Source organism: Aneurinibacillus thermoaerophilus (assembly GCF_019603355.1).
Classification (GTDB): domain Bacteria; phylum Bacillota; class Bacilli; order Aneurinibacillales; family Aneurinibacillaceae; genus Aneurinibacillus; species Aneurinibacillus thermoaerophilus.
The window spans coordinates 2,168,978-2,182,542 of sequence record NZ_CP080764.1 but is presented as its reverse complement, the minus strand read 5'-3'; the positions used below and the strand labels follow the sequence as shown (position 1 = coordinate 2,182,542).

Genomic DNA, 13,565 nt, shown 5'->3' with positions numbered 1-13,565 from the left:
CGCGGTAATTATGCTATAATGCGTTTTGGTAATACTAAGTATACGTATCTAATGACGCGAAGAGTGGGGAAACCCACTCTTTCCTTTTAGCCAAATAAGCGTTCTAGCTATTTGCTGCACGATTCTATCGAACTTTGCTTAGGGGGTTTATGTTCTTGAGCCAACACGTAATCGCCGTGACAGAAGAACTTGTCACACCGATTCTTGAAGAAGAAAACTTGGAACTTGTCGAAATTGAGTACACAAAAGAAGGCGCTAACTGGTTTCTTCGCGTCTATATCGACAAAGAAGGAGGTGTGGATATCGAGGACTGCGGACGAGTCAGCGAAAAGTTAAGCAAGAAGCTGGATGAAGCGGATCCGATTCCAGGAGCTTATTTTCTCGAAGTTTCTTCTCCTGGAGCTGAGCGCCCGTTGAAAAAAGAAAAAGACTTTGAACGTGCCGTGGGCAGGCATGTGCATGTTACCACATACGAACCGATTAACGGAGCTAAAGTGTTCGAAGGCGAGCTCATATCTTACGATGGAAAACAATTGGAGATTAAAGAAGGGAAAACAAGCGTGGTCATTCCACGGGAAAAAGTGGCCAGTGCCCGGCTTGCCATTGTGTTTTAATGTTTGAAAGGAGGATAAGGGATAACGATGAATGCCGAATTCATTGAAGCTTTAAACGAGATAGAAAGAGAAAAAGGAATTAGCAAAGAGGTGCTAATTGAAGCGATTGAAGCGGCGCTGGTCTCCGGTTATAAACGCAATTTTAACTCCGCGCAAAACGTGCGTGTTGATATTAACCGCGAGCTGGGGAACGTCCGAGTTTTTGCCCGCAAAACAGTGGTAGAAGAAGTAACAGACCCTCGTTCGCAAATTTCACTCGAAGAAGCCCAAGAAATCGATCCTAACTACATGGTTGACGACATTATTGATATGGAAGTTACGCCGCGTGATTTCGGCCGCATTGCCGCACAGACGGCCAAGCAGGTTGTAACGCAGCGCATTCGTGAGGCTGAGCGTGGCATTATTTATAACGAGTTTGTCGATCGTGAGCAAGATATTATAACAGGTATTGTCCAACGCCAGGATCATCGTTTTTATTATATTGATCTTGGCAAAGTAGAAGCGCTTATGCCGCTCAATGAAAAAATGCCGAACGAGACATTTAAGCAGGGAGATCGCGTTAAAGCATTTATTACGAAGGTTGAAAAGACGACGAAGGGGCCACAGATCTTTGTGTCTCGCACGCACCCGGGTTTGCTCAAGCGTCTATTTGAATTGGAAGTGCCGGAGATTTTTGATGGTGTAGTAGAGATTAAATCGGTAGCGCGCGAAGCAGGCGATCGCTCCAAAATTGCAGTATATTCATCCGATCCAAATGTGGATCCGGTTGGCGCTTGTGTTGGACCTAAGGGAATGCGCGTGCAGACGATTGTCCAGGAGCTAAAGGGCGAAAAGATCGATATCATGAAATGGTCAGAAGACCCCGCAGAGTATGTAGCCAATGCTCTTAGCCCGTCCAAAGTCATGCACGTAACGGTATACGAAGCGGAAAAAATGACGCGCGTCATTGTACCTGACTATCAGCTATCTCTCGCCATCGGCAAGCGTGGACAGAACGCGCGTTTAGCTGCTAAGCTGACCGGTTGGAAGATTGACATTAAGAGCGAGAGCCAGGCCGCAGAGGAAGGTTTTGTCTACAGTGAGCCGGTGTCCGTCGTATCCAAAGACAAAGCCGATGAGTCGAAAGACGAATGGATGCAGAACGAGGCGTACGAACAGGAGAACGAAGAGGAAAACAAGCCGGTGGAAGAAGCACCTGCTTCAAATGCCGGGGATGAAAGGGAGTAGATTTTCGTGAAAACGAGAAAAACTCCACAAAGAAAATGCATCGCCACCCAGGAGATGTTCGATAAGCGCGATTTGCTGCGCATCGTGCGGACGCCGGAGGGTGAAATCAAAATTGATCCAACTGGCAAAGCCTCCGGGCGTGGCGCGTATGTTTCCCGTTCTTGGGAAGCTTTTGAAATTGTGAAGAAGAAGAAGCTTCTCAATCGCGCCTTGAAGGCAGAAGTGACGGATGAAATGTATGAGGAGCTAGAACGCGAATTTGCGAGGCTTGTGCGCAAATGAACAAAGTGGAGCAAATGCTCGGCCTCGCGCAGCGGGCCCGCAAGATTATTACGGGTGAAGAATTCGTCATCAAAGCGATCCGCCAGGGACAGGTGCGCTTGGTCATCTTGGCGGAAGACGCATCCCCGAACACTCGCAAAAAGGTAATGGATAAGTGCAGCAGTTACCATGTCCCCTGCGAGACGTACGGCGACCGCTGTACGCTCGGCGCTGCGCTTGGGAAGGAGCAACGAGTCGTCATCGGCGTAACTGACGTCGGCTTTGCAGCAAGATTGACACAGTTGATTCACCAATAACTGTCGGGGGTGGATACATGAGTAAGCTAAGAGTGTATGAGTATGCTAAGCAGCTTGACATTAGTAGCAAGCAGCTAATTAATTTGCTTCATAAACTTGACATATCGGTTAATAACCATATGAGCACGCTGGAAGACAGCATAGTGCAAAAGGTAAAACAACATTTAAAACAAGTTAAAGAACGCGCAGACAGTCAACAACAAAAGCGCGATACGGAAAAGAGTGGTAAGATGGAGAAAAATCAAGAACAGGCAAAACGGAATGTAAAAAATGAAGGTAAAGGAAACGGAAGTCAAGGAAACAAAGGAAATGGAAAAAGTAAGCAGGGTAACAAGCCGAAAGTGGGGGCAAAACCGCCGCGTGAAGATCGTCACCATTTGAGTCGCGGTAAAACAATGCAGAAGTCAAACGCCCGCCCGAAACGTTTCGACGATAACAAAAAATCGGCTGAATCGAATAAAGCGCTTAAACGTCCAAGTAAATCACAACAACCAAAGCCGGAGGTGAAGGTGGATAAAATCACTGTATCCGGTTCGATGACGGTAGCGGAGCTGGCCAAAAAAATTAAAAAATCACCTTCCGAAATTATTAAAAAATTGTTTGGACTTGGCGTAATGGCTACGATTAACCAAGAACTTGATCTGGATACCATCCATTTGATTGCCTCCGATTATGACATTGAAGTTGAGGAAAAAATCGAAGTGGACTATAGTGATTTTGAAAATATCGAAGAAGTGGATGATCCGGAAAGCTTAGAAGAACGTCCGCCGGTTGTTACGATTATGGGGCACGTTGACCATGGAAAAACGACGTTGCTTGATGCCATCCGCGAGACAAACGTAACATCGACGGAAGCCGGCGGTATTACGCAGCATATCGGTGCATACCAGGTTGTAAAACACGGCAAGAAAATTACATTCCTTGATACGCCAGGACACGCTGCGTTCACAACGATGCGCGCGCGCGGCGCACAGGTTACAGACATCGCCATTATTGTGGTGGCGGCCGATGACGGTGTTATGCCACAGACAGTAGAAGCCATTAGCCATGCGAAGGCGGCCAACGTGCCAATTATTGTGGCGGTAAATAAAATGGATAAACCGACCGCCAACCCTGACCGAGTAAAACAGGAATTGATGGAACATGGGCTTGTGCCGGAAGATTGGGGCGGTGACACAATTTTTGTGCACGTTTCGGCCCTTAAGCGCGAAGGATTGGACGACATTTTGGAAATGATTTTGCTTGTAGCGGAAGTGCAAGAGTTGAAAGCCAACCCGAATAAGCGCGCGCGCGGCACGGTTATCGAGGCCGAGCTTGATCGAGGAAAAGGTCCGGTAGCGACCGTTCTTGTGCAATCCGGTACGCTGAGAGTCGGAGATCCGATCGTTGTTGGTACGGCGTATGGACGCGTTCGTGCGATGATGAACGACAAAGGCCGCCGTATCAAAGAAGCTCCGCCGTCCACCCCAGTGGAGATTACCGGGTTGAATGACGTGCCGCAGGCTGGTGACCAGTTCATGGTATTCGAGGACGAAAAAATGGCGCGCCAAATTGGTGAACGCCGGGCAGCGACCCGCCGTGAAAAGGAACTGCGCGCCTCCGCACGCGTATCGCTTGACGATTTGTTCAATCAAATCAAAGAAGGCGATATGAAGGAAATTAACGTCATTATCAAAGCGGACGTGCAAGGTTCGGTAGAAGCGTTGCGCGGCTCGCTTGAAAGAATCGATATTGAGGGCGTGCGCGTAAAAATTATTCACACAGGCGTCGGGGCAATTACGGAATCCGACGTAATTTTGGCTTCTGCATCCAACGCGATTATCATCGGCTTCAACGTGCGTCCGGAACCGAACGCGCGTGCGACCGCGGAAGCGGAAAAAGTCGATATTCGTCTCCATCGCATCATTTACAAGGTCATCGAAGAAATCGAAGCGGCTATGAAAGGTATGCTTGAACCGGTATACGAAGAGAAGGTGATCGGTCAGGCCGAGGTGCGCCAGACATTTAAAGTATCCCGCGTCGGAACGATCGCAGGTTGCTATGTAACGGACGGCAAAATTCAGCGCGACGCCGGCATTCGTGTGATTCGTGATGGTATTGTGATTTATGAAGGAAAAATCGACACGCTCAAGCGTTTTAAAGACGATGCGCGCGAAGTGGCACAGGGTTACGAGTGCGGTGTGACGATTGAAAAATTCAATGACATCAAAGAAGGGGACATCCTCGAAGTGTTCGTCATGGAGGAAGTCGCCCAATAACCTTGGCTGCGCAAGCACAGATAGAACGAGGTGAATATGATGGGCAACATTCGTACGAATCGTGTAGGCGAACAAATTAAAAAAGAATTAAGCCAAATTTTACAACAGGAAATAAAAGATCCGCGCATCGGATTCGTTACTATAACCGGCGTGGAAGTATCTGGCGACTTATCGATTGCCAAAGTGTTTATCAGTGTGCTCGGCGGAGATGAACAGAAGGTAGATACGATGCGAGCTCTTGAAAAAGCGAAAGGATTTATGCGCTCTGAAATTGGGCGCCGCATTACTCTCCGGCATACGCCCGATTTGGTGTTCAAGTTCGATGAATCCGTTGAGTACGGCAGTCGAATTGAGTCGCTGCTGAACCAAATTAATCAGGGAAAAGGGGAAGACAGACAATGAGTTCCTATCAGGCATCCCTGGAAGCGGCTGTACGTTTTATTCATCGGCATCAGCATTTTCTCGTTGTAAATCACGTAAATCCTGATGGGGATGCCACCGGCTCCCTGCTTGCGATGGGCTGGCTTTTGCGCCAGCTCGGCAAGCGGGTGACGCTTGTGAATGAAGGAGAAACTCCTGCCAAATTTAGTTTTTTGCCTGGGGCGGATGCGATTGTGAACATGTCCACCCGGACAGAGCACGATACATACGATGCCGTTATTACATGCGATTGTGCTGATTTCGCCCGCATCGGGGAAGTGGCGGCATGGTTCGCTCCGAAATGCGAATTGCTTAACATTGACCACCATCCCACAAATGATTTATTTGGAGATGTAAATCTGGTGCGTATAGACGCGGCCGCAACGGCGGAGGTCATCTTTGATCTGGTGAAATTTATGGAGCTTACCATTAACGCTGAATTGGCAACTTGCCTGTATACCGGTCTGTTGACGGACACCGGCGGGTTTCGCTATTCCAATACGACGCCGCGCGTGATGGAAGCTGCGTCCGAATTATTGAAGCACGGGGTAGAACCTGCGCGCATCGCAGAGCAGGTGCTTGAGACCATTACAAAGGCGCATGTCGAGCTATTGCGTCGTGCTTTGCAAACGCTGGAACTAATGGACGGCGACCGCGCCGCTTACCTAACCGTTACGCTCGCTGATATGGCGAAGACAGGCGCGGGCAATGATGATACGGAAGGGCTTGTTACTTATGCTCGTAACATCGAAGGTGTGGAAGTAGGCGTACTGTATAAAGAAGTTGCGGGCGGCAAAGTGAAAGTCAGCTTTCGTTCGCGCAGTGAAGTCGATGTCGCGGCGATCGCCAAATCACTGGGCGGTGGCGGGCACATTCGTGCTGCCGGCTGCACGGTGGAAGGGACACTTGCGGAGGTTAAAGCAGTCGTTTCACAAAAAGTAAGCGCGGTGTTGCGAAAATGTGGTGAGCGGGCATGAGCATACTTTCAGGCATCCTTCCTTTATACAAGCCAGCTGGAATGACGTCGCACGACTGCGTAATGAAAGTGCGGAGAATTACGCGCATGAAAAGAGTGGGCCACACCGGTACGCTGGATCCAGGTGTCACCGGAGTGCTTCCCATTTGCATCGGCCCGGCGACCAAAGTTGCAGATTATCTGCATGAGGTGCCGAAAGTGTATCGGGCGACGATGAAGATAGGAACGGCGACCGATACGCAGGACGCTAGCGGAGTGGTCGTTGAGCGTAAAAGCGTCGAGCCACCGTTAACCGAAGCGCAAGTTCGCGCCGTACTCGCCCGCTTTATTGGCGAATTCGAACAGGTGCCACCAATGTATTCAGCGGTAAAAGTGGGCGGCAAGCGATTGCATGAATGGGCGCGGCAGGGCAAAACGGTAGAAAGGAAACCGCGCCGCGTCACCGTTTATGAGATGACAATCGAAAACATGGCGCTTGAGCGCGAACAACCTGAGGTTACGTTCACCGTGACATGCTCCAAAGGAACGTATATTCGAACGCTGTGCGTCGATATTGGTGCTGCGCTTGGGTTTCCGGCCCATATGACTCGTTTGCAGCGCATTAAAAGCGGGCCCTTTACTTTGGACGAGTGCGTAACGCTAGAACAAGTGGAACAGGCTCAGGCCGAGGGGAGGCTTGCGGAACTGCTGTATTCACTTGATCAAGGGCTGACGCAGTATCCGGCAGTGACAGTCCCCGCAGGCCGTGTCAAGGCGATCCTCAACGGACTAAATCAGCGTCACTTGAAGGGCGGTAACTGGCAAATCGGGGACAGGCTTCGCTTATACAGCCCGGATGGATCTTTTCTTGCGCTACACGAAGTGATAGATATAGATAGAGAAAAAGGTGTCGAATCCAAACCTGTCAGAGTGTTTCCGGAGGGGGAGGCATAAATGGAAATTCAACGTTTGCATTATCCGCTGCCGCCTGATTTTCAGGGCGAGGTGTGCGTACTGGCTATGGGGTACTTCGACGGTGTGCATGTTGGACATCGCCGCGTTATTCAAAAAGCGATTGATATAGCGAAATCGCTCGGCGTAAAGTCGGCGGTTATGACATTTGATCCACACCCGCGCGAAGTGCTTGGTCAAAGCGGGTATACCCAGTACTTAACGCCTATCGATGAAAAGCTTGAACAGATGAAGAAAATGGGGGTAGATATTGCTTACGTTGTTTATTTCGACATTTCGTTCGCCGCCATTTATCCGGAGGACTTCATTGACGAGTTTTTGGTGCAGCTTTGTCCGAAACATGTAGTGGTCGGATTTGATTATACGTTCGGACATAGGGGGAAAGGTACGGCCATTACGCTCAAAGAACACGCGAACGGCCGCTACGGCGTTGAGGTGATTGCACCGGTAAACCGGTTCGGCGAAAAAATTAGCAGCACGTTGATTCGTGAATATTTGTACAGTGGAAAAATTGTTGAAGCGACACAATTCCTTGGTCGTCCATACCGGGTGCGCGGCACTGTTGTGCACGGGGAAAAACGTGGGCGAACCATCGGATTTCCGACAGCCAATATCCAGCTGTCTGCTCCATACATCGTTCCGCGGAACGGTGTGTACGGTGTGCGTGTCGAACTGGAAGATAAAACGTATTATGGTGTCATGAACGTGGGAATTAAGCCCACGTTTGAAAACGAGCGGAAAGAAAAGTCGCTGGAAGTGCATCTGTTTGATTTTGCGGGTGATATCTACGGCAAAGCGATAGAAGTAGAGTTTTGGTTTTTTATTCGCGAAGAACAGAAGTTTTCCAGTGTCGACGCGCTGGTTGTGCAGATTCACGAAGATGTCGAAACGGTGAAAAAACAGTTTGCGAAATATTCAATTGTGTAGGGACAGGGGTTTACTCTATCTTGTGCGTATGATATAATATGTTTCGTTAAGTTAATAACCATGGCTTGGAAGATCGACTCACCGACGGTTTTCTAGGGCATTGGGGATTTTTATGAGGAGGTGAACAGGATGGCACTGACGCAAGAACGGAAGCAACAGCTGATTCAGGAATTCCGTACTCATGAATCTGATACAGGATCTCCAGAAGTACAAATCGCTATCCTTACTGAGAAAATTAACTACCTGAACGAGCATTTGCGCGTGCACAAGAAAGACCACCATTCTCGTCGTGGTCTTCTGAAGATGGTAGGTCAACGCCGCAACTTGCTTGCTTATCTGAAAGATAAGGACATTGCTCGTTACCGTGAGTTAATTGACAAATTAGGCTTGCGCCGATAAGCAAAAGCGGGGTTTCCCCGCTTTTTTCATGCCTGAAAATTTTGGATATGTTTGGATACATTTTTTCCTTATTATTTCTATTCAGTGCAGGAGATACTAAAAAAATGACGAAATGATACTTTTTGTTGAGCAAGAGAGGAGGCATTTATAGGTTTATGGATATGGATGTGAAAATATACGAGTTTGACCTTGCGGGACGAAAAATGTCGATCGAATACGGCAAACTCGCTAAGCAGGCCAACGCAGCGGTGCTCGTCCGCTATGGCGATTCTGCGGTACTGAGTACGGTAACGGCATCCAAAAAGCCGTCTCAACTCGATTTTTTCCCGCTTACAGTAAACTATGAAGAGCGGTTATATGCCGTTGGAAAAATCCCGGGCGGTTTCATTAAGCGTGAGGGACGTCCAAGCGAAAAAGCAACGTTGGCGAGCCGTCTGATTGACCGTCCGATCCGTCCGCTATTCCCGGAAGGTTTTCGCAATGAAGTGCAGGTTGTCAATACGGTGCTATCCGTAGATCAGGATTGCTCAACAGAAATTGCCGCCATGATTGGAACGTCCGCCGCGCTTTCCATTTCTGACATTCCGTTTCATGGACCGATCGGCGGCGTTATTGTAGGCCGTGTAAATGGCGAGTTCTTCATCAATCCGACCGTCGAACAGATGGAAAAAAGCGATTTACACCTAACTGTAGCCGGTACGTATGACGCAATCAACATGGTGGAAGCAGGCGCTAACGAAGTGCCGGAAGAAACGATGTTAGAAGCGATCATGTATGGCCATGAAGAAATTCGCAAAATCGTAAAAGAAATTGAGAAAATGGTTGCCGAAGTCGGTAAAGAAAAAATGGAAGTGGAACTGCATTCCATCGATCCGGAGATGGAGGCAGCCGTTAAAGAATATGCGGAAGCCCGACTGCTTGAAGCGGTACGGATTGAGGAAAAGCAGGCGCGCTACGACGCGATTGAGGCGATTAATGAAGAAACGCTCACGCATTTCGCGGAAATCTATCCGGAACAGGAAGCGATGTTGCTAGAAATTTTGCATGACATTGTGAAAAAAGAAGTGCGCCGTCTTATTACGCATGAAAAAGTTCGTCCAGATGGTCGTGCGCTGGATGAAATCCGGCCGATTTCCTGCGAGGTCGACCTGTTGCCGCGCACGCACGGTTCCGGTCTGTTCACGCGCGGACAAACCCAGGTGCTTAGCGTATGTACGCTTGGGGCGCTTGGTGATGTGCAAATTCTCGATGGCCTCGGCCTTGAAGAATCGAAGCGGTTTATGCACCACTATAATTTCCCACCTTATAGCGTAGGAGAAGCCCGTCCATTGCGCGCGCCGGGACGCCGTGAAATCGGGCATGGTGCGTTGGGTGAACGCGCGCTGGAGCCGGTTATTCCAAGCGAAGATGTGTTCCCTTATACGATTCGCCTTGTGTCCGAAGTGCTTGAATCGAACGGTTCTACTTCCCAGGCAAGTATTTGTGCAAGCACACTGGCGTTGATGCAGGCCGGGGTGCCGATTAAAGCTCCGGTAGCCGGTATCGCGATGGGGCTTGTAAAAGATGGCGAGCATATCAGCGTTTTGACGGATATCCAAGGGATGGAAGATCATCTGGGCGATATGGACTTCAAAGTGGCAGGCACACGTAAAGGTGTTACCGCGCTACAGATGGACATTAAGATTGAAGGAATTAACCGTCAAATTCTCGAGCAGGCGCTCAAGCAGGCACGCGAAGGCCGGTTGTTTATTCTCGACAAAATGGAAGAGGCGATCAAGGAGCCGCGCAAAGGGCTGTCACCGTATGCGCCCAAAATTACGACTCTGCGTATCAATCCGGACAAAATCCGTGATGTTATCGGGCCAAGCGGCCGTGTCATCAACAAGATTATCGAAGAAACTGGCGTGAAAATCGACATTGAACAGGATGGCCGCGTTTATATTGCTTCCGTGGATTCGGAAATGAACGAAAAGGCGAAGCGCATCATCGAAGATATTGTGCGTGAAGTTGAAGTCGGACAAGTATATAATGGCACCGTGAAGCGCATCGAGAAATTCGGCGCGTTTGTGGAGCTATTCTCCGGCAAAGAGGGGCTTGTTCACATTTCCCAGCTTGCGGAAGAGCGCGTAGGCAAAGTAGAAGATGTCGTAGCCATTGGGGATAAACTAATGGTAAAAGTTACGGAGATCGATAATCAAGGCCGTATTAATCTTTCGCATAAAGCGGTATTAAAAGAACAAAAGCAAAAAGAACGAGCGGCCGCTCAGGTTAACAATAAACAGTAAGCCAGAAAATAGCGACGTGTGACTCTGAGTCAGTCGCTATTTAATTTTTTATATTCTATCAAATAGGACAGAAAAAAGCATATTTGTTGCTAGCTATAGTCATTTTTCTGCTTTGTCCGCATACGATGGTACAAACCTATTGGTGTGCGGGAGTGGTGGATATCATGAAAAGATTGCTTGCGGTGCTTTGTTTTACTTTTCTTTTATATAGTGTTATGACTTCGGAACCCGTAAATTCCTATATTGCATCACGCAAAAAGGATCAGGAGACGCTTCAGACCCAAACGGTGCAATGGGAGGCAAAGATAAAGGAGCTTGCGAGAACGAAAAATGTCCCTCCGGTGGACGCGCGCATTGATCCGATTTGGAAAGGGATTCCCGGCTATAACGGATTGGTTATTGACGAAGAAGCGAGCATAAAGCGGATGCTTCATGCTGGCAAATGGGACGAGTCACTTATTGTTTACCGCGAAGTTGAGCCGTCCGTCCAGATTGACCAACTGTCTCCGGCTCCTATCTATCGTGGAAATCCGGCCAAGCCAATGGTTTCAATTATGATTAACGTTGCTTGGGGGAATGAATACTTGGATTCTATTTTAAAGACGCTTGAGAAAGAAAATGTAAAAGCAACGTTTTTCTTGGACGGCAGTTGGACGAAAAAATATCCGGACGAAGCGAAAAAAATTGTCCAATCAGGCCATGAAATTGGCAGTCATGCGTATTCGCATCCGAATATGAGCAAGCTTTCTTTAACAAGGATCGAACAGGAAATCACAAAAACAAACGCGGTAATTACAGAAGCGACAGGGATTACACCGACGTTATTCGCACCTCCTTCTGGAGATTTTGACCAACGGGTCGTTAATATGGCCGCGCGTTATCATTTGAAGACAATTCTTTGGACGGCGGATACAGTGGATTGGCGTAAACCATCTCCAGAAATATGGTTCCGTACAGTTGTCCCAAAAATCAATAATGGCGCTCTCATTCTGATGCATCCAACGTCTCCGACCGCCGAAGCACTTCCACGGCTCATTCAGTATATAAAAGAAAAGAAATTGGCGCTCGGCACGGTAAGCGAAACCCTATCTACCAGGCGCGTTCCCCCTATTGAGTGAAAAACATAAGTTTGCTATAGTAAGAAAATATGTGACATTCTTGTCATCTGGAGGAGGAAGGCGTAGTGATAGAAAAATACACGCTAGAAAACGGCGTGCGCGTCATTATCGAAAAAATTCCAACGGTTCGCTCTGTAGCCCTTGGTGTTTGGATCGGAACAGGGTCGAAATTTGAAAGCATAGAATGGAACGGAATTTCTCATTTTATTGAACATATGCTTTTCAAAGGCACAGCAACGCGGTCGGCCAAACAAATCGCCGAAGCATTTGACCAAATTGGCGGACACGTGAATGCCTTTACTTCCAAAGAGTATACATGCTATTATGCGCGGGTGCTTGATGAGCATGCGGCGGTCGCGCTTGATATTTTGGCCGATATGTATTTTAATTCGGTATTTGATGAGCAGGAATTACAAAAGGAAAAAAATGTGGTAATTGAAGAAATCCGCATGTATGATGATACACCTGACGATTTAGTACACGATATCGTGGCTAAGGCGTGTTATGAGACCCACCCGCTCGGTTACAGTATTCTTGGCACGGAGGAAGTGCTGAATCGTCTTACTCGCAATGATATCCACCGTTACATAGAGGCGCGTTATACGCCGGAGCAAACAGTGATTGCGGTAGCAGGCAATGTATCGGATAAGCTGCTTAGCGAAATTTCTCGCTATTTCTCCGGATACAAGCGCGTTACTAAAGAACTAACACCGGATGTAAAACCGGATTTTACAGCTGGCGCGATTTGCAAGCAGAAAGATACGGAACAAGCGCATCTTTGTCTTTCATTTCCCGGATATGAGGTGGGACACAAGGACATTTATTCGTTAATTTTGATGAATAACGTGCTCGGCGGTAGTATGAGTTCGCGTCTGTTCCAGGAAGTACGTGAAGAACGCGGGTTGGCCTACTCCGTATATTCTTACCATTCCGCATTTAAAAATGCAGGTACATTTACGCTGTATACCGGAACGGCGACCAAGCAGCTTGAAGAAGTATATAACGTAATGATACATACGGTCGCCGAATTGCGTGACAAGGGGATTACGGCCGAAGAACTGAAGAAAGGGAAAGAGCAGTTGAAAGGCAGCTTGATGCTGAGCTTGGAGAGCACCAACAGCCGCATGAGTCGTCTCGGCAAAAATGAGCTTTTACTTAAGCGTCATATAGAGCTGGACGAAATGATTCAGCGTGTGGAAAATGTTACACTAGAGAATGTGAAAAAAGTAGCGGAAGATATCTTTTCACAGCCGATGGCAATGGCGCTTGTTAGTCCGCTTGAAGCAATTCCAGATTATATGAGGAGCGATATCTTTGTACGATGCTAATGTAGATGTAACGGTAAAGATCACGGTTTTTCCTGGTAACGAAGACATTGGTTTGCCTGAGAAAATGACGGAGCTTGCGAGCGGCTTTGACCTTAAAGCCGCGGTAGATGCTCCCGTAACGCTTCAGCCCGGTGAGCGCGCGCTGATTCCGACCGGTTTTGCGATGGCGATGCCAGCGAACTTGGAAGCACAGGTGCGTCCGCGCAGCGGATTGGCATACAAAAAAGGAATTACCACACTGAATTCGCCCGGTACCATTGATGCGGATTACCGGGGAGAGGTCGGCGTTATTTTAATTAACCACGGATCGGAGCCGTTTGTGATTGAGCGGGGAGACCGCATCGCCCAGCTTGTATTTCAGTGGGTGCCGCGCGTGCATCTGAAGCAAGTGGACAGGCTTGAAGAAACAGAGCGCGGTAGCGGAGGCTTTGGACATACAGGAGTGTAAAGAAAGAGGGAGATGTTTTTCTTCCTCTTTTTTTAA

Annotated in this window: 14 protein-coding genes; all 14 read left to right on the top strand. The window is 48.3% G+C overall.

Annotated features, from left to right (window positions below; all coding sequences use genetic code 11):
- Positions 1-155 precede the first annotated feature (155 nt).
- The 14 genes from rimP (at position 156) to dut (ending at position 13,529) form a co-directional block, all read left to right on the top strand.
- Positions 156-614 (top strand): ribosome maturation factor RimP, encoded by a 459-nt coding sequence (gene rimP, locus K3F53_RS11410; protein WP_175493530.1) that lies wholly within the window; start codon positions 156-158, stop codon positions 612-614.
- A gap of 27 nt (positions 615-641) precedes the next feature.
- Positions 642-1,841 (top strand): transcription termination factor NusA, encoded by a 1,200-nt coding sequence (gene nusA / locus K3F53_RS11405; protein ID WP_057898442.1) that lies wholly within the window; start codon positions 642-644, stop codon positions 1,839-1,841.
- A gap of 6 nt (positions 1,842-1,847) precedes the next feature.
- Positions 1,848-2,123 (top strand): RNase P modulator RnpM, encoded by a 276-nt coding sequence (gene rnpM / locus K3F53_RS11400; RefSeq protein ID WP_082705944.1) that lies wholly within the window; start codon positions 1,848-1,850, stop codon positions 2,121-2,123.
- Complete coding sequence (locus tag K3F53_RS11395; protein WP_057898443.1) at positions 2,120-2,419, top strand: YlxQ family RNA-binding protein; 300 nt, start codon at positions 2,120-2,122, stop codon at positions 2,417-2,419. The genes rnpM and K3F53_RS11395 overlap by 4 nt, the downstream gene beginning before the upstream one ends.
- Before the next feature lie 17 nt (positions 2,420-2,436).
- Positions 2,437-4,677, top strand: coding sequence for a translation initiation factor IF-2 (gene infB, locus K3F53_RS11390; protein ID WP_057898444.1), 2,241 nt, complete (start codon positions 2,437-2,439; stop codon positions 4,675-4,677).
- 39 nt (positions 4,678-4,716) lie between these two features.
- Entirely contained in the window at positions 4,717-5,079 is a 363-nt protein-coding gene (rbfA, locus tag K3F53_RS11385) for a 30S ribosome-binding factor RbfA (RefSeq protein WP_057898445.1), read from the top strand.
- On the top strand, positions 5,076-6,074 hold the full coding sequence (locus tag K3F53_RS11380; RefSeq protein WP_057898446.1) for a DHH family phosphoesterase: 999 nt from the start codon (positions 5,076-5,078) through the stop codon (positions 6,072-6,074). The genes rbfA and K3F53_RS11380 overlap by 4 nt, the downstream gene beginning before the upstream one ends.
- Positions 6,071-7,006: a tRNA pseudouridine(55) synthase TruB gene (gene truB, locus K3F53_RS11375; RefSeq protein WP_091259639.1), complete on the top strand. Its 936-nt coding sequence runs from the start codon at positions 6,071-6,073 to the stop codon at positions 7,004-7,006. The genes K3F53_RS11380 and truB overlap by 4 nt, the downstream gene beginning before the upstream one ends.
- Complete coding sequence (locus K3F53_RS11370) at positions 7,007-7,951, top strand: bifunctional riboflavin kinase/FAD synthetase (protein WP_057898448.1); 945 nt, start codon at positions 7,007-7,009, stop codon at positions 7,949-7,951.
- Between the two features lie 129 nt (positions 7,952-8,080).
- On the top strand, positions 8,081-8,350 hold the full coding sequence (gene rpsO / locus K3F53_RS11365; RefSeq protein ID WP_057898449.1) for a 30S ribosomal protein S15: 270 nt from the start codon (positions 8,081-8,083) through the stop codon (positions 8,348-8,350).
- Positions 8,351-8,505: 155 nt separating this feature from the next.
- Complete coding sequence (gene pnp / locus K3F53_RS11360; protein ID WP_057898450.1) at positions 8,506-10,635, top strand: polyribonucleotide nucleotidyltransferase; 2,130 nt, start codon at positions 8,506-8,508, stop codon at positions 10,633-10,635.
- 164 nt (positions 10,636-10,799) lie between these two features.
- Entirely contained in the window at positions 10,800-11,753 is a 954-nt protein-coding gene (locus K3F53_RS11355) for a polysaccharide deacetylase family protein (protein WP_091259643.1), read from the top strand.
- A 65-nt stretch (positions 11,754-11,818) separates the two neighbouring features.
- Positions 11,819-13,081 (top strand): M16 family metallopeptidase, encoded by a 1,263-nt coding sequence (locus K3F53_RS11350; RefSeq protein ID WP_057898452.1) that lies wholly within the window; start codon positions 11,819-11,821, stop codon positions 13,079-13,081.
- Positions 13,068-13,529 carry a dUTP diphosphatase gene (dut, locus tag K3F53_RS11345; RefSeq protein WP_057898453.1) on the top strand — a complete coding sequence of 154 codons (462 nt, stop codon included), beginning with the start codon at positions 13,068-13,070 and terminating at the stop codon, positions 13,527-13,529. Before K3F53_RS11350 ends, dut begins: the two co-directional genes overlap by 14 nt.
- Positions 13,530-13,565 lie beyond the last annotated feature (36 nt).

Bases quoted from the DNA above. Each gene is read 5' to 3' on its own strand.
- nusA (WP_057898442.1), top strand. From the start codon at position 642: ATGAATGCCGAATTCATTGAAGCTTTAAACGAGATAGAAAGAGAAAAA.
- K3F53_RS11395 (WP_057898443.1), top strand. From the start codon at position 2,120: ATGAACAAAGTGGAGCAAATGCTCGGCCTCGCGCAGCGGGCCCGCAAG.
- infB (WP_057898444.1), top strand. From the start codon at position 2,437: ATGAGTAAGCTAAGAGTGTATGAGTATGCTAAGCAGCTTGACATTAGT.
- rbfA (WP_057898445.1), top strand. From the start codon at position 4,717: ATGGGCAACATTCGTACGAATCGTGTAGGCGAACAAATTAAAAAAGAA.
- K3F53_RS11380 (WP_057898446.1), top strand. From the start codon at position 5,076: ATGAGTTCCTATCAGGCATCCCTGGAAGCGGCTGTACGTTTTATTCAT.
- truB (WP_091259639.1), top strand. From the start codon at position 6,071: ATGAGCATACTTTCAGGCATCCTTCCTTTATACAAGCCAGCTGGAATG.
- K3F53_RS11370 (WP_057898448.1), top strand. From the start codon at position 7,007: ATGGAAATTCAACGTTTGCATTATCCGCTGCCGCCTGATTTTCAGGGC.
- rpsO (WP_057898449.1), top strand. From the start codon at position 8,081: ATGGCACTGACGCAAGAACGGAAGCAACAGCTGATTCAGGAATTCCGT.
- pnp (WP_057898450.1), top strand. From the start codon at position 8,506: ATGGATATGGATGTGAAAATATACGAGTTTGACCTTGCGGGACGAAAA.
- K3F53_RS11355 (WP_091259643.1), top strand. From the start codon at position 10,800: ATGAAAAGATTGCTTGCGGTGCTTTGTTTTACTTTTCTTTTATATAGT.